This is a genomic window from Leptolyngbya sp. Heron Island J, from assembly GCF_000482245.1.
Classification (GTDB): Bacteria; Cyanobacteriota; Cyanobacteriia; order Phormidesmidales; family Phormidesmidaceae; genus Leptothoe.
Window position 1 is genome coordinate 180,872 of record NZ_AWNH01000106.1, and the last position, 20,448, is coordinate 201,319.

Genomic DNA, 20,448 nt, shown 5'->3' on the forward strand with positions numbered 1-20,448 from the left:
ATTTCTCGAAATCTGAGCTGATATTTGGCATGCTTCAAAAGTCGAATTAGGCATTGAATCGGCGCATAGGTTGCCTGCTTGATTTGATTTAGAGTGGAAATGAGACTGCTGTTACCTTACCTTTTTAAAGGTGATATCAGTTTTTTCAAGGTGAACATTGATAGTTTCACCTGAATATATTCTTTCGGAGGAATCCATAGATGAGTATTGTCACGAAATCAATCGTGAATGCCGATGCTGAGGCCCGTTACCTTAGCCCTGGTGAATTGGATCGAATCAAGGGATTCGTTACTTCTGGTGAGCGTCGTCTACGCATTGCTCAGGTTCTAACTGAGTCCCGTGAGCGCATCATCAAGCAGGCTGGTGACCAGCTTTTCCAAAAGCGTCCTGACGTTGTTTCTCCCGGTGGTAACGCCTACGGTGAAGAGATGACTGCAACTTGCTTGCGTGACATGGACTACTACCTACGTCTTGTCACCTACGGTATTGTTGCTGGTGACGTCACTCCCATCGAGGAGATTGGTTTGGTTGGTGCTAAAGAGATGTACAACTCCCTGGGCACATCCATCCCTGCCGTAGCTGATTCAGTTCGCTTTATGAAGAGTGTTGCATCTTCTCTATTGTCTGGCGACGATGCCGCTGAGGCCGCTTCTTACTTCGATTACGTTGTTGGTGCAATGTTGGGTTAAATTGACTCAATTTTCCCACTACGCCCTTAAGCCACATCGTCAAATTTCATCAAGGAATACAGATTATGCAAGACGCAATTACCTCTGTAATTAATTCTTCGGACGTTCAGGGTAAGTACCTTGATCAGTCCTCCATGGATAAGCTAGCTGCTTACTTCCAGACTGGCGAGCTGCGTGTTCGCGCTGCTACTGCCATCGGTGCTAACGCTTCCGAAATCGTTCGTGATGCTGTAGCCAAAGCGCTGCTTTACTCTGATATCACTCGTCCTGGTGGCAACATGTACACCACTCGTCGCTATGCTGCTTGCATCCGCGACCTAGACTACTACCTACGCTATTCCACCTACGCTATGTTAGCTGGCGATCCTTCCATTCTGGATGAGCGTGTTCTCAACGGTCTAAAGGAAACCTACAACTCTCTAGGTGTACCTGTAGGTGCTACTGTTCAAGCCATTCAGGCTATGAAAGAAGTAACTGCTGGTCTTGTTGGCGCTGATGCTGGCAAGGAAATGGGCGTTTACTTCGACTACATTTGCTCTGGTCTCAGCTAGGTCAAGTTTATGTAGTCTAGATTGGCCAAGCTAATCTAGCGTTATTTCGGAAGTCTGGATCGAGTGTTAGCTAATCACAATCTGTCTATAACGAGGGATTATGACAGCTAATCATTGGTTATCGGACTTCCGAATTTTTGAATCTATGCTTAGTGCGCGGATAGTGTGGTAAACATTCTAAAATCTAAGGCATAGTCAGATTTATATATAGGCAGTTTGAGGTTGGATAACTGACAGTACATTAGAGAATGCTAGTCTGATCTCAATTCAGCTAAATAGCTAGCCCTATTAAACTAAAGCCCAAATATTCACCGCTTCAGTTAACAGGCTTTTCGCAATCGATTTGCAAAATAGTTTTTGTTTAAGATTAGGAGACATCTCTGCTATGCGCATGTTTCGGATTACTGCCTGTGTGCCGAGTCAATCTCGCATTCGCACCCAGCGTGAGCTACAAAATACCTTTTTTACCAAGCTCGTTCCCTACGATAGCTGGTTTCGCGAGCAGCAACGAATTCAGAAGATGGGTGGCAAGATTGTCAAAGTAGAATTAGCAACTGGTAAGCCCGGAGCCAATACTGGTTTGGCCTAAAGCGGTCAATGGGTTGTTACGAGAAAGGGCTGCAACGTCGTTGCAGCCCTTTCTCGTAGTTATGCGCATTTTTAGGTCATACTTAGTGCCAAAAATGTTCCTTTATCTATGATACAAACTTTTGATTGGTGGCATCTTCTGTGCCAGCGTTATATCGGCACTATGAAAATCTTGTTTGGATACCGGAATAGCTTGATGGCTAGGAGTATCTTATAGAAAAGTTCACTGTGCTGAAAAAGCAATGACATCTATTCTTCTGAAATCTTTCACAGGCTTGCTGGCTTGCACTCTGGGCCTCAATTTGATTGGGGCATTTAGTCCGAGTCAGAGATTTTTGCCGACTGCAGCCCAAGCCCAAGGGTTTGATGAAGATATCAATGTGCGTGTATATCAGCAGGCGAGCCCTGCGGTTGTGGCCATTGATGCGGGCAATAACACAGGTAGCGGCAGTATTATCACCCCAGAAGGTCTGGTGCTGACCAATGCCCATGTGATTGGTGGGGCCAGCGAGGTGACCGTGCGGTTAGCGGATGGTCGTCAGTTTTCAGGTCAGGTTGTTGGGTATGCTGACGAAAATTTAGATCTGGCTGCTGTGCAAATTGATGGAGGGGATACTGTTTTTCCGGTAATTTCTTTAGCTAACACTACGGCACAGGTAGGTCAGCAAGCATTTGCTATTGGTAGTCCATTTGGTCTGCAAGGCACATTTACGGTGGGTATTGTTAGCCGCATTGATTCAGAACGGGGATTAATCCAGACGGACGCTGCTATTAATCCGGGTAATTCAGGTGGGCCATTGCTAAATCGAAATGGTGAGCTGATTGGGGTTAATACGTCTATTTTTACAACGGGGGAAAACGCAGGTAGCATCGGCATTGGTTTCGCGATCGCAACCCCTCAAATCCAACCCTTTATTACTGCCGTACAAAATGGTACGGCCAGTACAACTGCTTCTCGACAAAACCAAATATCTCGTGCTCCGTCCCCCATCACCATCGACGGTACTGCTGTGCGTGACCGTCTTGATAGCAATAGCAACCTATTACCTGACAACAGCTACTTCAATGTCTATACCTTTGAAGGCCAAGCTGGCCAGCGGATTAGCATTGCCATGAACAGTAACCAGGTTGACGCCTATCTGTTACTTTACGGACCCAATCAAGAATATTTGGGCGAGAACGACGACATTGGTGACAGCCGCAATGCCCGTTTAGAAATAACTTTACCGACCGCTGGCACCTACTTTGTGTTTGCCAATTCCTATGGTGCCAGCGAACAAGGGCAATATGAACTAAGCATTAGCAGCATAGCTAACGACAATAACTACTTGTTGAGTGAAAGCGGTATTCTGAGCGCTCAAGATAATCGCCTCAGAGACAACAGCCTTTACGACGAATATTTCTTTAACGGTCAGCAGGGTCAAAATGTCACCATTACCCTGACCAGTCAGGATTTTGATACCTACCTGCTGTTAATCGATAACCAGGGTAATAAAATTGCTGAAAATGACGATCAGTCTCAAAACAATACCGATTCGACTATTCGCATAGATTTACCTTATACAGGGGAATACCGAATTATCGTCAATGCCTATGACCAAAGAGGGCAAGGCCAATATCAAATGCGTGTTCAGTAAGCCTACACAGTTAGGGTAGCCCTAACCATGTGAAAAAATCCTGGCGGGTAAAAAATTCAAGCAGTAATAAGGCCAAAAACCCTACCATGGCAAACCGACCATTGATACGTTCTGCATAAATATTCCAACCAAAGCTAGCTTGGTCGTCCGGTGTCGCGGATGGCGATTGTGATGTATTGGGCTCTAATGAATCAGACTTAGACATATCACCATCATAAAGATAAAAAACGACCAGAAGGTTAATGTTTAACGCACTCTCCCATGGTAGCCGTTGTTGATTTGGGAGAATCAATCTACTTAACAGGTTGACCATCTATCAATATTTAACAGATTGATTAGACAGACTAACCCATTGCAATGCTTGGCAATAGTTCCTTAATATACCGAAACTGTCGCTAATTCTAACTTATCGACCTCACATTCTTGGCATGATTTTGCTCAAATCCTATCTACTAATGAGTAAAAATACTCCTTAGACTATGACTGGAGCAACACGCTATTAAAGTGGATAGGTTTTGTTTGTATCTTTAACGAGACCCAATCAATTCTCTATCAAAATTGCAATTAGAGAAAATTGATTACTGTTTGAATTGTATTTTTTCTGTACGGAATAATCATCTTTTGAAACTAGATGGTTTAAGAGTAAATTCCTATGACATATCAGGCTTAAAATCGAAAAATCATCTGTGACAACAAGAATTTGTTACCGTCGCTAAAGTTTGTATATTAGATATATCCAAACTCTAAATCTGGATTGATTTGCAGGAAAAACTTAAGATGTTCAATCTGATTGGTATTTGAACTTTAGATACTCCTAGATAAACAGGTTTTTCGTCTGTTATAATCAGGGCCTCTCGTAAACAACGTGTTTTAACACAGGTCACGTATCGAGATCTATCTAGTCTTATGTGCCAGAAATTTAATTTCATTGCCTCTTTCTAGACCTAACCATTAAATCTTTAAATCCGATGGCTGATACCAAAACCACGCCACTGACTGGGAAAGCTTTGCTTCAGAAAATGAAGGAAATCACCCATCTACCAAAGCGGGAGAAAGCTAAGGAGTGTGGATATTACACGATTACTAAGGACAAGCAAGTCAGGGTTAATCTAACCGATTTTTATGATGCTTTGCTGGCCGCTAGGGGTATTCCCTTAGGTCCAGAAAGCACTAAGGATGGGCGTGGACGCGAGCCAACCTATCGAGTTAGTGTGCATAAAAACGGCCAAATTGTTATTGGTTCTACCTATACTCAAGAAATGGGTCTGAAGCCGGGGGATGAATTTGAAATTAAGCTGGGTTATAAGCATATTCACTTGATTCAGCTAGGTGAAAATAAAGATTCAGAGGATGAAGATTAGTTTTCTACCTGTGGATTTACTATGACATCCATATGTGTATTTAAACGCAGCTGAGTGGTCGGTAATAGGTTGACATGGCTGTAGTAACCAAAGGGGTTAAGCATTGCTTAACCCCTTTTTAAGTATTTGGTAGGTGTTGTCAAGAGGCTGGATTGGTTCTGCTCTTTTTGATTAACCTTAATTGCGATCACAACATCGTTATTCAATCTGAAATATCAGGGTTAATCCTCAGAATATTGGCTGAATTTATCACCCCACAATTATCAGATAAGCAGACGATTGGCAGCAGCATCTACGCCCCGTCTATCTGCTGTGTATGAAGGACAGAGGAATGAGGACGGAGGAATAAAGCAGATGTCTAAGCAAAAGCAAAGTTTTAGGCCTCTAAAGTGCCCTTACCAACCGTTTACCTGTTATTGAGCAAATACTTCCAGCTGTGCAATCAAAGGTTCTTCCAAGGTTTGCACCTTGCCAGTCAGCAGTTGGTTCACATAGGCCAGCAGCTTCTTGGCCTGGGCCTCGTTAGGAATGTAGATCTGTCCACCTGACTCAGTGACTGTTTTACTAAACAATGGTGTTTGTAGTAATGCTCGATAGGTGGGTAAGTCGGTTGTGCGATCGCAAATCAATCCCCGATCGGCGGCTGTTGGTACTAACCCAGGAGGGAGGTGACCTTCCAAGAGCGCCAAAATATGCAAATGACAGGCCTGGGTATTGATACCCCGCTGTTCTAACAGATGCATAATTGCGCCCACGGGCAACGGCTGTTGAGGGAATACCCGTAGCAGCTCAACCAATAAGAAATAGTCGCTGTATTGCTGCCGAGTGACATTTAAGACCTGGGGGTAGCGAGCCAAATTGACCAAACCATAGGCCACACGGCTACAGCTATGGGGTAGCTCACTGGCATAGGTATCTTGAATGATAGTGGCGTTGGGGAACTTCTGACGTAGCCAACGAGCAATGGCGGGCAGCGAGGCTGAGCCACCGGTACAAATTACCTGCTTAATTGCCTGGGTATCAACGGAGTGATGACTGAGTAACACATTCAGATAGCGATTAATCCGTTGAATGTAAGGCAAAAAGATCAGATTTTCGAGGTGACGGCGTTTAATCAGCCAGCGCTGCCCTGCTAAGGTAAGCTGCATCTGATTTTGCTGCTGCAGGGTTAACTTAAGGTGGCGAGCTGCAGCTAGCAAACTTTGGCCTAAGCTCGATGACAACAATCGCTGCTGTAGCTGGTAGCGCTGGGCCCAATCAACATGACCAACTGCAGGCAGAGTGAGACCGTCTAGCTGCAGTTGTGACCAGTCAGCCGTTTCTGGTTCAATGTGTCCCTGCCAGTCCCAATCAATCCCTGCGTCTGCTTCAGATAGGGGTTGACGCCGTTCTGTTGGGAGTAAGAGCTGGCAAACAATATCTTGGTCAAGGGCATCACCCCCATAGGCAAAGCCTCGTAGGGCAAAATCAGCATAGTTGAGCTTGCTAAGATCCTTGGGTAAGTGCACCAGGCCCAACTCAGTCATTACTGCTCCACCGCTAATAATGACGGTATCTTCCTGCCACTGACAGTTATATAGACTCGGCTGACGTGATAGGGAAACTGTCTCTGCAAGTGAGGCATTGTTAGGATCAGGTAAACCTGACAGGATAGTTGCGATCGCGTCTTCCACAAATAAAATTTGCTCTGGCTGGTCACTTAAACCAGCTGCCAGGACTGCCTCCCGTAGATTAAAGCTGTAGGTATCTGGCCAGTTAGTGGGATAACCCACAATCACCCCTTGTAGTTGCTGCCAAATCTGCGCCAGCGCATCGCCTTCGAGACCAACTGCCTGCCCGCGATCCACCATGTATTTCAAGAGTGATACCATGGCCTGCAAAACTTGAAGCATGGGCAGCTCCACTGTGTCTGACCAACGTAGCCATGGTTCAGAATCAGCCAAGGTTTGCCCATGACCCACTGCTACCTTTAACAATGGCTTCAGACGATTAACCCCCACCAGGTCAGGCATCTTCGCACCGGCTGTACCCAATAATTCTGAAAGATCACCTAAAGCGTCATAGCCTACTGCCACAGTATCTTGGGCTGCTGTAACGACTGCTAGTGCAGGCAACCGAAAATGCTTAGTATCATCGGCCTCTGTTTGCCAATACAGGGGATACACTTGGCCTGTACGACGATTCATCAGGACGGCAGATAGACCCGTTGAACCCACATCCAGTCCAAGAAACCAATCCCCTTCGATATCTACTGAAGGTTCAGGTAAAGGCGGGGGGCTCACAGGGGGATCTATAGCCGTAAGTTCCGATGCAGCAGCTACATCCTGCTCAACACTGTCAGCTGTTATAGAGGAATCCACGGTGGGCAGTACATCCTCTGTCAGCACTGATAACGTATCTACCTCAGGCACTAAATCCTCAGGATCAAGGAGCAGGTTCTCAAGATCTGTCGCCTCATCCAAGCCTAGCTCTGCTAGAGGATTAGATGCCTGCTCCACATCATCGTTAGCCTCTGTATGATTAATACCTTCTAGATCTGGGGTAACCGATTGCTCAAACAGTTCGTTAAGATCCCCTAAATCAACATCAACGTCACTTTCCTCAACATCAACTACCGCTGATGCTTGATCAACTACCGCTGATGCTTGATCATCGCTGGGCTGAGATAAATCGTCTAAAACCAGCAGGTCTTCCAGTTCATCTGATGGCACAGATGTGGACGATGACTCAAAATCGATATCGATATCAAACATGACCTCAGCCAGATCTGAGTCATCTGAACTATCGGTAGTCTCAGAAACCAAGCCTTCCGGGGTATCATCTGTAGTCATCGTTTGCCAGAAGGCTTCCTGCTCTGCTTGTAAGAAGTCATCTGGCTCTGGCGGTGCGGCTGTGTCCAGGTCATCAGTTGCAGAATCTAGCGGCACATCCGGTAATGATGCTGAGTCTAGTTGTGGGTCTGTCTCTTCTACAGCAGGAATGACAATATCCTCATCTGCCTCAATTACAGGCTCTTCCAAATCGGATAGCAGTTGACCAACAAAGTCTTCGGTCGATTCCTGGGATAAGGTGTTAGAGCGTTCACTCAGATCCCCTAGCTCATCTGCCAAGGAATCCGTTAACCCATCGTCAAAATCCTCGTATTCGTTAATCAACGGGTCAGTAACTAGACCCAAAAGATCTATATCTTGAGGCCCTTGATCGCTCTCGTCTGGGGATGACGTGATTGTCGTTAAATCGATTTCGTCTTCTGATGGATCATCAATATCAACGACATCACCAGCAAAGCCTTCAAACAGATCGCGATCCGCATCTTCCTCCACTGGCGGTTGGGATAATGCAACGGTCTCACTATCGTCGTCACTTTCTAACGATTCAGTAGATGTCGCTGTTGCAAGTCCACTTTCCCCCGTTGCTTCAGGGCCAATAGCCTCGACGGCTGATTCATTATCAAGATCCAAATCTTCTAGGTTGAGATCCCTCACAATTGTTTCCAGCGTGGCTTGGTCTAAAGGATCGAGGGCCTCATCTTCTTCGACTCCGTAGTCAGCCGAGAATGTGTCCCCTGCCAGCTTTTGCAAATCCTCATCTAGTTGCTCCACCAGCTGTTCATCATCAAAGTCAATCAGTAGACGTTGCTCAGCGCCGGAATCTACCAGATTAATTAAATCCTCATCAGCTGATGCTGCAATGTAAACATCGTCTGGGACATTCTCTGGAAAATCTTCAACTGCCTCTAACGTAGACTCGTCGGGGAGTAAATCTGATAAGGACGTTATGGTATCTCCGTTCGGTGGCTCATTATTCGAGTCATCCTGGGTCTCGATACTATCGCCAAAAAGTGTCTCAACTGTGACTTTTGTCTCAGACAGAACTTCCTCAGCTTCTGCGATCGGGTCAATGATGACCGGTGCTTGTGCAGATGTCGAGTCTTCTGCGGTTGTGTCATCAGCCTCTAATCGCTCAAATAGCCAGTCATCGGCCACCTGATTAGCATTATGCAAGTCTGTCTCAGTTGGCTGTTCAATATTCTCAGTCTCAGAAATTTCTGTCCAGTTCAAGTTAGATAAGTCAATTGACCGCTCTTCGGAATCTATTGGCTCTTCTGGAAATAGCTCGGCTGCCAGTAGCTCATCCGGTTCTTCCTCTGCCTCTAACTCTAATCCCAGGTCAAAATCTGCATCAAATTTAAATAGCTCGTTCTCAGAATCTATTGAGGGTAATTCGTCTTGATCTAGGGTCTCTTGTGGCTTATTAGCGCTCAATGTTGGGTCGCTGTCCATACCTGTGGCCAGTAATCCAAGACTTTCGTCAATGTCCTCTAAGGCTAAATCTAGGTTTAAAGGTTCAGACGCTTCTGGGGTTAATTCAGGCGCTTCTGGGGTTAATGATGTGGGTGTTTCCTCGGGTTCGGTGGTTGCTGTTTGTGTTTGTGTTTCTGTTTCAACTGTTGCCTCTGTTTCAAATAGGGGCAGATCAGGGGATTCTATATCGCTGTCGGTGATGACGTCATCAAGCGTAACTTCCGATGATGATGAGGTGGCGGCTTCTATCAGGTCTAAATCGAAGGCCGTATCGGTTTGAATCAGGGTGATATCTTCATCTAGATCAATCTCAATATCTGGATTGAAATTTTGATCGGTTTGGATGACAGTGATGTCTTCATTCTCATCAATGTCTGCATCCTCACCACTGACCGCTTCGTTAGATAAGAAGCTATTTTCTAGGAGCTCCAGCTCAGGGAAATCGTTACTTTGAATCGCTGTGATGTCTTCATCAGGTGCGATCGCATCCTCCAACAGTGCCAGATCAGGATCAATTTGTAGATCGGCATCCGGTGCCTCAATGCCGGTTGCTTCTTCTAAGGCTAAATCTTCCAATGCCTGATCTAACTCATCCAGCTGAGTCGCATTCAAGTCAACATCTGTAGTTACGGAGTTCGGCCCTTGTAATGCTGCCTGTTGAACAGCCTCTCCTAACTCCCCTGTGAGATATAGCGAAGCATCCTGCCCCAGCTGTTGAGCAAGATGATTGATAAATGCATGAAAAATTACTTCGCCTTGACGGCCTAAGCCATGCATTTGATCTAATCCCTCTTCCAGGGATTCACGGTAGCTATCAACACTCCTCTGTAACGAATCAAATACCGCTGTCAGGGTGCTATCTAATTTCAACAGCAGTTGATCTGACTGTGCCTGCAGTAATCGAACTTGCTCCAACCGCTGTCCTGACAAAAGCGGTGCTGGATTGTCAGCTGCTGACAACTGCTCTATCGTAGCGGTCTCCATTGCCGCAAAATTTTGCACCATTTGCGCCGATAGCTGCTCCTGCAGGCGCTGCATCAAGGTTTCTAAAAAGGCATTGATTTGCTGCTCAGACTGTAGTGGCTCAAAACCGTGTTGTGCTTCTAGAACATTAATCTCAGCCTGCAAACTATCCCGTTTCTGCTGCAGCGTCTCTAACTCCTGACGCATTGGCCTCAGAGAGTTTTCCCTGAGATATTTCATCTCCGAGAGCAACCCCTGTAATACCTGAGAGGCCGATGCCTCCATATCGGAGCCCACAGGCTGAGAAGACGCAAACTCGCCTGTTTCTGGGTTGATTGGCCCCCATCCCCCTGGAGAGTCAAACAGCTCCTCAAGGGACTGTAAGTAGCTAAATAATTTACCTAAAAGCTGCCGTTGCCGCTCAGTTTCCCCCGACAAACCCAACGGTAAACGGGAAGCTGGTTTAGCTAGGGTAGCTTCAATTTCAGCGATAAGGCGTTGGATTTGATCCTTTTGAGAAGTCACAGTGCGGCCTTTGAACAACAAACTCTGCAAAGTGGAGGATACTTTACCCGCATGTGGGCAGAGCAGCCCTTACCAATGGAATGCCCAAAGTGTAAAGCAGGCTGGCTAAAAAATCACAATTTCCTCCTATCTACAGGCATCCACAAAAAAATCCTGACGAAGCCATCAGGGCTTATGTAGATCGATCAAGATGCATCATTGTGGATAGCTGGATGTCATCCTAATCGATGCCCCCAATCCTAATACCTGAGATGTGAAGTTAAATTAACGCAATTTTGAGTTAGGGGGATGATGCAGTCGTGCTGTAACCTGTTCTAGGCAAAGCAAAAACTGATCAAAACTAAACTAAATCCTTGATGTTCCAATAAACGACTGTTTTAACAATTAAGCTATGAGTTCATGATGACTTCAAGCAAATTCATTGTCTGGCCCTGTAGGGCTTAGCATATACTGAATGCCCTTAGATACTATTGAACGTTTGCAGGGTTCTGGCATTCTTTAGGTTTCTAAAATTTTTTGCCAACTATCCACCAGTCTTTTAGGGTCTGAGCTGAGATGATTGCATCGTTCGCAGCATCGCCTTTATTGTTCAAGTCTATTCTTATATCCGAGTCCACCCAACCGTGGCTTCCCCCCCTATGGACAGCAAATACGGTACCCGAGATAATTCAGCGGGTGAAAACCTAATCGCAGCCGCCCCATTTTTTAAGGAATTACCTGAAGCTACGGTTCAACAGGCGACCGCCCAGATCGTCACGCGTCGTCATCCTGCTGGGCAGGTTTTGCTTTTAGAAAATGACTGGGGTAACTCGGTCTATTTCATTTTGGATGGATGGGTGAAAATTCGCACTTACAACCTTGATGGCAAGGAAGTCACCCTCAACATTCTGGGCAAAGGTGAGTTATTTGGCGAAATGGCTCCCTTAGAGGAAGTTCCCCGTTCTACCGATGTGATTACGCTGGCCACCACGATGATCGGCAGCATGCCAGCCCAAGACTTTGTCAATCTACTGAACAGTGAACCCCAGGCTGGAATTCGGCTGGCTAAACTGATGGCGCGACGACTACGCCAAGTCAATCGAAGGTTAAGGCTGAGGGAATCAGATAGCCAATCGCGCGTAGCGGATGTGCTGCTTTTTTTGGCAGATGGACAAGGTACCCTGGGCAGCCAAGGTGTAGAAATCCCAAACTTACCCCACCGTGAACTCAGTAGTCTCAGTGGACTTGCTCGAGAAACGGTAACGCGCGTTTTAAGCAAGCTTGAAAAGAAAGGCTTGATTAATCGTGAACGTGATGTTATTCGCATCCCGTCTATTGATGCCCTGGACCGACTTCTGGTTTAAAGCATTGCTGGTTTTTCACGGTTACAATTTTGGTTAGGATTTGTTCTCAGCACCATGGGTCAGCCAGACGATTATCAGGCAGAGTCACAAGCGCCGGATTTGGCTGATAGCAGCAACTCCACCGACTTTGACAATATTGATTTAGACAGTCCTTGGATAGAGGATGATCTACCGCTCAGAACACCCGCGAGCAATCCCATAACTGCTCCCAGTGATAAGGGGCCAGTCGCTATGGTTGAAACCGCTTTTCTAGCCAGTGCTGCTAGTTTGATGTGGCTGATCAATCTTTATTTTCCCCCCGGTCCGCTACTACGTATTTTATTCCCGGTACCTGTAGCGTTGGTCTATCTACGTTGGAATTCCCGCTCTGCCTGGATGACTACCCTTGTCTCTGGTCTACTTCTGGCAATTTTGATTGGGCCGCCTCGTAGTCTGTTGTATGTCATTCCTTATGGTGTGCTGGGAGTGCAGCTTGGTTATCATTGGCGACAGCAGACCTCCTGGTTGATTTCACTACCCATCGGAGCATTCATTGTGACTCTGGGAATGTTTTTTCGCATCTGGCTATTGTCATGGATGGCGGGAGAAGATCTTTGGGGGTATCTAATTGCTCAGGTGATACAGCTGACGGATTGGATTACCAATCGATTGTTAGATTTTGGACTACTTGGAGTAGGCGTTATGGGACAGTTGAGTCCCGGTATTATCCAGGTTGCTGCAGTTTCAATGGTTTTTTTTAGTAGCTTGGTTTATTTGTTTACTGTCCATCTGACTGCCTGGATCTTGCTAGAACGCATGGGTATCGCTGTGCCATCTCCACCGCAATGGGTGCAGCAGATTCTTGAGGAGTAGCTACTCCCATCATGGTACTTAAGCGTTCTGAGTCCTACCCCTTGATTGCCCACCATGCCAACACACCGATTACTCAACGGTGGCAACAGCAATATCAGGGCAAAAGACCATGCTATTGCTGTGTTTTAGGGGCTACTGAAACAGCGTTAGTTCCGAAAATTTCCGCAGCGGGCAATAGCCCTAAGGCCCGTATGGTAACGGCTGTCGCTGATGCTGAATTTATTTATGAAGGGCCTAGCCCGAATCCTCAATATCCATTGCCTCCACTCACAGCCGGTGTGTCTCCCGCCTTGCTGACGCGGGCTGTGATATCAGGGCAAAACCTGCCTGTTTATCTATTTGATGCAGGCTTACCCTACAGACCGAGCGTGCCCTGTATACACTTAGATGGCACTGTGGCTCACTGTGTCAGCTCTGGCTCTGCGCTATCTTCTGAAAAAGTTAGCCAATTATTTAATGCAGGTTTGCAATGGGGAGCTACTCTAGGGCGTCGGTTTGCCCATAGTTATTTAGTGATTGGTGAGTGTGTCGTTGCTGGCACGACAACGGCCCAGGCAGTGCTAACTGCCTTAGGTTTTGACGTTGCAGGCTTGATGGGCAGCAGCCACCTGACTTGTAATCATGCGCAAAAAACTGCGCTTATCCAAACGGGTTTGCTGTCTCAGCCTAGAGAGAGCCATCAATGGACTGTGTGGGATGCGATCGCAGCCGTCGGCGACCCTATGCAACCCTTTGTTTTAGGTATGGCCATAGCTGCCAGTCACCACAGCGGTGTATTGCTGGCAGGCGGTAGCCAAATGATCGCTATTTATACGATGCTGCACCAGTTAAGCCACCAATACCCATGGAATTTAAACAATATCGTTATTGGCACAACCCGATGGATCATAAACGATGCGACTAGTCAGTTTCTGACACTAGCCCACACTGTTCCAACACCTCCGATAATCAGTAGCCAATTCTCATTCAAACAATCACGCTACCCACAGTTCACCTTGTTTGAAGAAGGATATGTCAAAGAAGGGGTAGGAGCAGGAGGCTGCTTGATTTCAGGCCATCTATATCAGTCATGGCATCAAAGGCAGACACTCAGTGCGATGGAAGCATTGCTAGAAAGCTGCCTCGAAATGCCCGCTCCATATAAACCCCAGTGACGCACCATACTTGAGCTAGCCACATCCAACCTTAACCTGTAAGCATGCACTTAAGAGTCTAGTGAGCTCGATAGGTCAGTAGCTGCTCTTCTAAGGCAGCAATGCGGTTATAGGCAGCTGTCAACTGAGCAGTCAAACGCTGAACCTGAATTTCTGGTGACAGCGACTGATTACCGGTTAACTGATCAAGCCCAAAGTGGGGCTCATCATTCAAAATATCCTTGTGGTCAAAGGCCTCTTCTAAGCCGTTAGCAACCATCCTTTCAGGGGGACTGACCCCAAACTTAGGCTGACCGGCATCACCATTCGTATCCTGACGCACTAGCAGATCGGAAACCTTACAATCAATCTGCTCCAACAGTTGCTGTAGGTTATCGACCCGGTTTGATAGGTGCGTTACTTTTTCTGGACCAATATCCATGGGCTAGCAAATCCTCAAATAACCTCTTCATCCTAAGAACGCCTAACCGATGCAGAGGCCTTATTACTTATTGATTTAACCTTTTGTTGTCAAGAATGAAACCATAAATAGATGAAATAAAAATAGTTGAGTTTAATCTATTGTTGTTTATCATCTTCTTACAATGTCAGCTTATTCCCACAGACATAGGGGAATTCTAATAAACCGTGACATACTGTAGCGGAACTACACTTTCTGATGTGATTCTGTGCCGAATGTTAAGGTTGGCGTCAACTGAAGCCTAATTAGGCGCTCATTAGTCGCTAATTTTTAGATTTTGAGCACATTTTCATTAGAGACATAGGGTATACTTCTCAGTGCCGTCACGTACATCAAAACGTACGTAAACTGGTTTGAGCCATAGAGGGTGTTAAGCTACCAAACAAATTGAATTTGGCCCTTCTTTAATGGCAGGTTCTAATGGGGTGTGTACGGTAGTATAAGTAAGCTTGGCACTAAGCAGCCTGGATAACCGTCATGGGTGTAGGTTCATTTAGAAAAGCGTTTGAGAATTAGAGTCAGACAACCCAGGTTAGGTATTCTCAATTGGTGCTACAGGTTGTGACAGACATCTATATCTATAGTAGTAATGCACTGTCGGGGGCAGTAATTAGTTAATGTCACCCAAATCGTCTATGACTGATACCACCGCATTCGTTGCTGGGTGTGCAACGACTGGGGTAGCTGTTTTAGTGTTGCTGCTAGCACGAGTTGGATTTCAGACATCAACCCCCGAGGCAGAGACAAACTCCACTAGTTTGGAAGCCGTTGTGCCTGTCCCTCAATCGCCGGTACAGACGATCAATGAGGGCCTCAATGAAGATATTAGGGACGAACTAGAGCGGCAGCGAGATCTAACCGCTAAGCTGGAAAATCAGTTAGTCCAGCAAGAAATGTTGGCTCGCAATTTGGAAAATCAGATCAAACAGCAACAGGAAGAAACCCGTGCTGTTCTTTCTCAGCTGAGAGAATACCAGCGCTCGGTTGATACCCTTTCGCTGCAAAATGGTCAGCTGGTTGAAGCCCAGGTCGAACGAGAAAATTCATCAAGTGTGCAAACAATTCAAACCACGCTGCTATGGATTGGCGGTGGCTTGCTGCTAGTGATGGTCTTGGGTGGTGGAGTGATCATTATCTGTATGTTTCTGGTATCTGGTCGTCGGCGTGAAGAGCGTTCGATGCCCGTTGTTTATCCGTTCCAGATGCCTGTACCACCGGCTGGCTATCGCTATTACGAGCAGGAGTTTTTGCCGCCGCCACCCACCAGGCATAAACGAGCTAATGCCACATATTACGATGTGGACTAATTAATTGCCTTTGCTGATTTAGAGTATGAACCGAGCGATGAGAGACGCCGTATGGCGATAATTTTAAGGCACAATTGTACCGAGGATCAGCAACGAAAATCAATTTAAGGCGGCACCCAGATTCGAACTGGGGATAAAGGATTTGCAATCCTCTGCCTTACCACTTGGCCATGCCGCCGAATTGCCGAACTTTAATATATCAAATTCTCGTCGCGTTCTAACCCAGATTCCTGGCTAAATGCATTTTCTCCTCAATGACCAGAAAAGTATGGGGGGAACGCTAGTTAACTTTGGCTAGTAGCTGTTGAATCATGCGATTGGCTTGGGCTGCATAACCGCCACCGAATAGATTGAAGTGATTGAGGATGTGATAGAGGTTGTAAAGAATTTTACGTGTCGGATAGCCAGCTGCAAGCGGATACGCCGACTCATAGGCATCGTAGAAAGCGCTTGGAAACCTCCCGAAAAGTTCAGTCATGGCTAAATCGACTTCGCGATCGCCATAGTAGGTTGCCGGATCAAAAATGACGGGTTCACCTGCGGTTGTAATCGCTGCATTCCCGGACCACAAGTCACCATGAACTAACGAAGGCATGGGATCATGGCCGACTAATAATTCTGGCACAGCTGCTAGTAATTGGGCCTGCTGTGGAAACGAACCACCGCGTCGTTTAGCTAAACGGAACTGATATCCCAGGCGCTGATTCTGCCAGAACCTTAACCAGCTTTCCTGCCAGTCATTGGGCTGATGGGTTTCACCAATAGTATTGGTACGGTGCCAGCCGAAGCCTAAATCGCTAGAGGTGCGATGCATAGCTGCCAGGTTTTGTCCCATGGTTGCCCAGGCCGAAGGATCACTCCCCAAATCTAGCCATTCCATGCCTATGTAAGCATTTGTCCCAGCCAAACCACAGCACACTGGCTGGGGTATCCGAATCGTTTGGCTGTTGTACATTTCCTTGAGACCAGCCAATTCGGCCTCAAACATGGCCAGCTTACTAGCCTGATTGAGCTTTACAAAAAAGGTTGTTTGGCCGTCACTCACCCCATAGGCCTGATTGATGCAGCCACCGCCTACTGAGCGTGTCTGCACTACCTGGAACGGTTGACTAATTGCTCGACTGATCTGAGCACCGATATCAGCCCAAATGTCAGCCATAGGTTTACTCCCAAATATAGTGAAGGACGGCAGAATTAGAATGATGCCTAATTCCTCTCAGGACTTAGCCTCAGAACCCCATAGGCTGTGACTGGTAGGTAGCACCTCACCGCTGATTGAATAGCCTCTGCATCAATGTCTTTAATGGCGATGGGATAATTCAGAGCGTTCTTGATATCGCCGGTCATGGCGTGATAGTAGCCATATATGCTGGCGCGATCGCTAGAAGTTTCATTCCCAAAGACATGGCGATTAGCAACCTGAGTTTGCACTCGATTTAGTTCCGCCTCGCTAACAGGCTGCTCATGCAGACACTGGATATGTTCTAGAACAGCCGCTTCAACAGCCTCTAGCTGTTCAACTGCCAAATTAGCTGAAATATAAAAGACACCTTGCTCACCATAGGTAATATTGCTAGCAGAAATGCTATTTACCAGGGCTCGGGTTTCTCGTATGTCTTGTACCAGGCGTGCTGTCCGTCCTTGGCCTAAGATCGAAGCCACCACATCCAATGCATAGGTCTCAGATAGCTGCCGTAGCCCTGGCACGCGCCAGCTGATGACTAAGCGAGCCTGTTGCAACGTGGGATCAGTGTAGTCAACTCGGGCAATGGACTCAAAGGGATCTTCAGGTGTACTGACTGGCAAACCTTCTAGAGACCCTGCAACACTTTTTTGCTGACGATGGGTCAGGGCTTGATCAAAGCTGTCTTCTACGATCGCAACCAGCTGATCAACGGGCAAGTCGCCTACAACAACAGCCGTCATATTCTGGGGCTGATACCAACGCCAGTGAAAAGCTCGCATCTGCTCTGCAGATAATCGTTCAATCACAGATGCAGGGCCAAGCACTGTTCTCCGATAAGGCAGCTGCTCAAAATTTAACGCCATGGAGTGCTGAAAAATCCGGCGACGTGGATTATCCTCTGAACGTCGAATTTCTTCTAGAATCACCGGACGTTCACGTTCAAAGTCGCTCTCACTAAGATTGGCATTGAGTAAGAGTTCTACTTGCAGTGGTGCGAGCTGAGCAAAATCCTTAGGCGCTGTCGTGATGTAGTAGTGTGTGTAGTCTTGGCTGGTGGCGGCATTGGTGATCGCGCCGCGCTCCTCAATTAATCGTTCAAATTCTCCGCACTGGAGTTGAGGAGTACCCTTAAAAATCATGTGCTCTAAAAAGTGAGCCATGCCGTTAATGGCATCAGATTCAACCCGAGAGCCGACTCGTAACCAGATATTAAGATTAACGGCAGCCGTTGGCATATGCTCGGCAATGATCGTTAGACCATTAGCTAGCCTTTTAACCACGGGTTGGTTAGTAATTTCAGCGGATGCTGGTGTAGCAACCATGGGCAAACTAAAATTTCGTAATTATTCTACTTAGTATTCTAGTCATCTAGATACAGTAAAGTCTGGGTAAAAATAACCAAGAGAAACTTCTATGGGCACTTGGATCAAGGAAACGGATAAGGCCATCTACCTGATGCAAGGGGGATACTATATCTCCAAAATCTCTAAGTATCCCTCTAAGTCAAATCCCAACGAAAAAGTGCTCAATATTAGTGGCATGAAATCGTGGTTTACACGGGCTGACTCTCCGCGCGGTATGACTGTTTCCCAAACCGGACCTGAACCTAAACCATTTCCAAGACAATCTACGCCACCCACGGCCTCACCCCCGACTACAGGGGCGCGCCAAACTAATGCCAGTGGTGTGCATTTGATTAAGACATTTGAAGGGTTACGCCTCAAGGCTTATCAGGATGCTGTCGGTGTTTGGACCATTGGTTATGGCACGACCCGTGGTGTGAAACCGGGTCAAGCTATCAGTGAAGCTCAAGCGGAGGCATTGCTAAAAGCGGATCTCAATAGATTTGAGAAGGCTGTCAATCAGACTGTGCGAGTGTCTATCAATGACAATCAGTTTGCCGCCCTGGTGTCATTTGCTTATAACGTTGGCTCTGGGGCTCTGCGTAGCTCCACGCTCATTAAGAAGCTAAATCGTCGTGATATCTATGGGGCTGCTAATGAATTCCCACGTTGGAACCGTGCGGGTGGTAGAGTATTGGCTGGTTTAACTCGTCGGCGTAATGCTGAGAGAGCTCTATTTTTAGGGCAGGACTATCGACGTTTTCTGTAGGGTGGGCAAATCTTACCGCCCCTAGAGAGTTTAGGTGAATCGTCCGTTTCCCCGCTGGTTAATTCCCTATGCATTTCTGGCTCCAGCATTATTAGTGTTGGGGTTAACAGTCTTTTGGCCAGCACTGCAGGCGTTTTATTTGAGTTTTACTGAATATGGCTACGATATTACTCAGCCGCCCCTGTGGGTAGGGTGGGCGAATTTTGTGCGTCTGTGGCAGGATGAGACCTTCTGGCAGACGCTGAGGAATACGTTGGTGTACTTGGTAGGGGTTGTGCCTATTCTTGCGATCGCACCCCTGTTCCTGGCTATCCTGGTCAACCAAAAACTCAAAGGGATGACCTGGTTTCGTGTAGCCTATTACACCCCAGTGGTTATCTCCATGGTGGTTGCAGGGATTGCCTGGCGCTGGCTGTATGCCGAAACTGGCCTGTTTAACCAGCTGCTTTCCAGTTTGACCGGACACACTATTCGCATTCCATGGCTCACCAGCCCTAATCTGGCGCTATTTAGCGTCATGGCCGTCACTATTTGGAAAGGTCTGGGCTATTACATGGTGATTTACCTGGCTGGATTGCAGGGAATTCCCGCAGATCTCTACGAAGCTGCCGCCATTGATGGTTCCGACCACTGGCGTAAACATTGGGATATTACCCTACCGTTAATGCGACCCTATATCTTCCTTGTGGCCGTAATTTCAGCCATTTCAGCCACCAAGGTATTTGAAGAAGTTTACATCATGACCCAGGGAGGACCCCGCAGCAGTTCAAAAACCGTCGTTTATTACGTTTACGAACAAGCATTTGTAAATCTAGAGATGAGCTACGCCTGCACGATTGGGTTAGTTCTTTTTATCTTGATCCTGACGTTATCCCTGATCAGACTCAGCGTTGCCCCTGCGCAAGAAACAAACACGCTATTTTGAAGCGTGATAGCTCCGCATCACGCTTCAATTAAAGCAATCCCACGTGTTTCTACCTCATCCACCCCATCAATAGACAGGGCCAAATTCACAACCTTACTTAGCTGGTGGGCACACCCCAGTTGACCACTTAAGACCACGACACGACCACGCTGGCGAACCTTTAAGCGCCCCAACGCATCATCAGCCTGGGCGTTTAAACAGTGGGATACTCGCTTAGACAGGCCATGATAATCAAATTCTCCGTGTAAACCAATACGCTCCGGAGGAATAGAAACAAACCAATGACACTGATCAGACCCACTGTCATCAGGTATCTGACAAGTTCCAGATACTCCATCTAGAGCAGTTGCAACAGCTAAGCCATTCATAAGTTACCTCGACACCTATGTATTACCACCAGGTACGTTGCCCATGGTTCCCATATCCACCTAAAACAGACAAGGTGTGGCTTAAAAAGGCGATATAGAGTACATCAACACGCAACAGTTTTG

Annotated in this window: 17 protein-coding genes and 1 tRNA gene; 11 read left to right on the plus strand and 7 right to left on the minus strand. The window is 46.8% G+C overall.

Annotation, left to right across the window (positions count from 1 at the left end):
- Positions 1–200 precede the first annotated feature (200 nt).
- From apcA to N836_RS67990, 4 genes are all read left to right on the plus strand, one after another.
- Complete coding sequence (gene apcA / locus N836_RS67975) at positions 201–689, plus strand: allophycocyanin subunit alpha (RefSeq protein ID WP_023076175.1); 489 nt, start codon at positions 201–203, stop codon at positions 687–689.
- Between the two features lie 65 nt (positions 690–754).
- Positions 755–1,240: an allophycocyanin subunit beta gene (gene apcB / locus N836_RS67980; protein WP_031294253.1), complete on the plus strand. Its 486-nt coding sequence runs from the start codon at positions 755–757 to the stop codon at positions 1,238–1,240.
- A 385-nt stretch (positions 1,241–1,625) separates the two neighbouring features.
- Entirely contained in the window at positions 1,626–1,829 is a 204-nt protein-coding gene (locus N836_RS67985) for a phycobilisome linker polypeptide (RefSeq protein WP_006516222.1), read from the plus strand.
- A gap of 241 nt (positions 1,830–2,070) precedes the next feature.
- On the plus strand, positions 2,071–3,465 hold the full coding sequence (locus N836_RS67990; protein ID WP_023076177.1) for a trypsin-like peptidase domain-containing protein: 1,395 nt from the start codon (positions 2,071–2,073) through the stop codon (positions 3,463–3,465).
- 10 nt (positions 3,466–3,475) lie between these two features.
- On the opposite strand, the gene N836_RS0139495 is transcribed toward N836_RS67990, so the two are convergent.
- Positions 3,476–3,670 (minus strand): chlorophyll a/b-binding protein, encoded by a 195-nt coding sequence (locus N836_RS0139495; protein ID WP_031294255.1) that lies wholly within the window; start codon positions 3,668–3,670, stop codon positions 3,476–3,478.
- Between the two features lie 763 nt (positions 3,671–4,433).
- Here N836_RS0139495 and N836_RS67995 point away from each other — a divergent pair.
- Positions 4,434–4,826, plus strand: a complete 393-nt coding sequence (locus N836_RS67995) for an AbrB family transcriptional regulator (RefSeq protein WP_023076179.1) — start codon at positions 4,434–4,436, stop codon at positions 4,824–4,826.
- A 413-nt stretch (positions 4,827–5,239) separates the two neighbouring features.
- Here the strand turns inward: N836_RS67995 and N836_RS68000 are convergent, their stop codons facing one another.
- On the minus strand, positions 5,240–10,618 hold the full coding sequence (locus N836_RS68000) for a hypothetical protein (protein WP_023076180.1): 5,379 nt from the start codon (positions 10,616–10,618) through the stop codon (positions 5,240–5,242).
- Between the two features lie 638 nt (positions 10,619–11,256).
- Between N836_RS68000 and N836_RS68005 the strand changes: the two genes are divergently transcribed.
- From N836_RS68005 to cobT, 3 genes are read left to right on the plus strand one after another with little or no spacing between them, the layout of a single operon-like run.
- Positions 11,257–11,961: a Crp/Fnr family transcriptional regulator gene (locus tag N836_RS68005; RefSeq protein WP_031294257.1), complete on the plus strand. Its 705-nt coding sequence runs from the start codon at positions 11,257–11,259 to the stop codon at positions 11,959–11,961.
- Between the two features lie 54 nt (positions 11,962–12,015).
- Entirely contained in the window at positions 12,016–12,813 is a 798-nt protein-coding gene (locus N836_RS68010) for a DUF2232 domain-containing protein (protein WP_023076182.1), read from the plus strand.
- Between the two features lie 11 nt (positions 12,814–12,824).
- Positions 12,825–13,967 (plus strand): nicotinate mononucleotide-dependent phosphoribosyltransferase CobT, encoded by a 1,143-nt coding sequence (cobT, locus tag N836_RS68015; protein WP_023076183.1) that lies wholly within the window; start codon positions 12,825–12,827, stop codon positions 13,965–13,967.
- 58 nt (positions 13,968–14,025) lie between these two features.
- On the opposite strand, the gene N836_RS68020 is transcribed toward cobT, so the two are convergent.
- Entirely contained in the window at positions 14,026–14,388 is a 363-nt protein-coding gene (locus N836_RS68020; protein ID WP_023076184.1) for a hypothetical protein, read from the minus strand.
- Between the two features lie 674 nt (positions 14,389–15,062).
- Between N836_RS68020 and N836_RS68025 the strand changes: the two genes are divergently transcribed.
- Complete coding sequence (locus N836_RS68025) at positions 15,063–15,734, plus strand: cell envelope integrity protein TolA (protein ID WP_023076185.1); 672 nt, start codon at positions 15,063–15,065, stop codon at positions 15,732–15,734.
- A gap of 107 nt (positions 15,735–15,841) precedes the next feature.
- Here the strand turns inward: N836_RS68025 and N836_RS68030 are convergent.
- From N836_RS68030 to N836_RS68040, 3 genes are all read right to left on the minus strand, one after another.
- Positions 15,842–15,912 (minus strand) — tRNA-Cys (locus N836_RS68030).
- A gap of 102 nt (positions 15,913–16,014) precedes the next feature.
- Complete coding sequence (locus tag N836_RS68035) at positions 16,015–16,893, minus strand: fructosamine kinase family protein (protein ID WP_023076186.1); 879 nt, start codon at positions 16,891–16,893, stop codon at positions 16,015–16,017.
- Positions 16,894–16,940: 47 nt separating this feature from the next.
- Complete coding sequence (locus N836_RS68040; protein WP_023076187.1) at positions 16,941–18,242, minus strand: M16 family metallopeptidase; 1,302 nt, start codon at positions 18,240–18,242, stop codon at positions 16,941–16,943.
- Between the two features lie 91 nt (positions 18,243–18,333).
- On the opposite strand from N836_RS68040, the gene N836_RS77260 reads away from it, so the two are divergent.
- Complete coding sequence (locus N836_RS77260; RefSeq protein ID WP_023076188.1) at positions 18,334–19,032, plus strand: lysozyme; 699 nt, start codon at positions 18,334–18,336, stop codon at positions 19,030–19,032.
- Positions 19,033–19,066: 34 nt separating this feature from the next.
- Positions 19,067–19,957 carry a carbohydrate ABC transporter permease gene (locus N836_RS68045; RefSeq protein ID WP_023076189.1) on the plus strand — a complete coding sequence of 297 codons (891 nt, stop codon included), beginning with the start codon at positions 19,067–19,069 and terminating at the stop codon, positions 19,955–19,957.
- Positions 19,958–19,974: 17 nt separating this feature from the next.
- Here the strand turns inward: N836_RS68045 and N836_RS0139505 are convergent, their stop codons facing one another.
- Entirely contained in the window at positions 19,975–20,325 is a 351-nt protein-coding gene (locus N836_RS0139505) for a phospholipid-binding protein (protein WP_023076190.1), read from the minus strand.
- Between the last annotated feature and the right edge of the window lie 123 nt (positions 20,326–20,448).

What these genes read in the sequence shown, in the direction of transcription:
- cobT (WP_023076183.1), top strand. Translation starts at nt 12,825, where the DNA reads ATGGTACTTAAGCGTTCTGAGTCCTACCCCTTGATTGCCCACCATGCC.
- N836_RS67995 (WP_023076179.1), top strand. Translation starts at nt 4,434, where the DNA reads ATGGCTGATACCAAAACCACGCCACTGACTGGGAAAGCTTTGCTTCAG.
- N836_RS68040 (WP_023076187.1), bottom strand. Translation starts at nt 18,242, where the DNA reads ATGGTTGCTACACCAGCATCCGCTGAAATTACTAACCAACCCGTGGTT.
- N836_RS68020 (WP_023076184.1), bottom strand. Translation starts at nt 14,388, where the DNA reads ATGGATATTGGTCCAGAAAAAGTAACGCACCTATCAAACCGGGTCGAT.
- apcB (WP_031294253.1), top strand. Translation starts at nt 755, where the DNA reads ATGCAAGACGCAATTACCTCTGTAATTAATTCTTCGGACGTTCAGGGT.
- N836_RS67985 (WP_006516222.1), top strand. Translation starts at nt 1,626, where the DNA reads ATGCGCATGTTTCGGATTACTGCCTGTGTGCCGAGTCAATCTCGCATT.
- N836_RS67990 (WP_023076177.1), top strand. Translation starts at nt 2,071, where the DNA reads ATGACATCTATTCTTCTGAAATCTTTCACAGGCTTGCTGGCTTGCACT.
- N836_RS77260 (WP_023076188.1), top strand. Translation starts at nt 18,334, where the DNA reads ATGGGCACTTGGATCAAGGAAACGGATAAGGCCATCTACCTGATGCAA.
- N836_RS0139505 (WP_023076190.1), bottom strand. Translation starts at nt 20,325, where the DNA reads ATGAATGGCTTAGCTGTTGCAACTGCTCTAGATGGAGTATCTGGAACT.
- N836_RS0139495 (WP_031294255.1), bottom strand. Translation starts at nt 3,670, where the DNA reads ATGTCTAAGTCTGATTCATTAGAGCCCAATACATCACAATCGCCATCC.
- N836_RS68005 (WP_031294257.1), top strand. Translation starts at nt 11,257, where the DNA reads ATGGACAGCAAATACGGTACCCGAGATAATTCAGCGGGTGAAAACCTA.
- N836_RS68025 (WP_023076185.1), top strand. Translation starts at nt 15,063, where the DNA reads ATGACTGATACCACCGCATTCGTTGCTGGGTGTGCAACGACTGGGGTA.
- apcA (WP_023076175.1), top strand. Translation starts at nt 201, where the DNA reads ATGAGTATTGTCACGAAATCAATCGTGAATGCCGATGCTGAGGCCCGT.
- N836_RS68010 (WP_023076182.1), top strand. Translation starts at nt 12,016, where the DNA reads ATGGGTCAGCCAGACGATTATCAGGCAGAGTCACAAGCGCCGGATTTG.
- N836_RS68035 (WP_023076186.1), bottom strand. Translation starts at nt 16,893, where the DNA reads ATGGCTGACATTTGGGCTGATATCGGTGCTCAGATCAGTCGAGCAATT.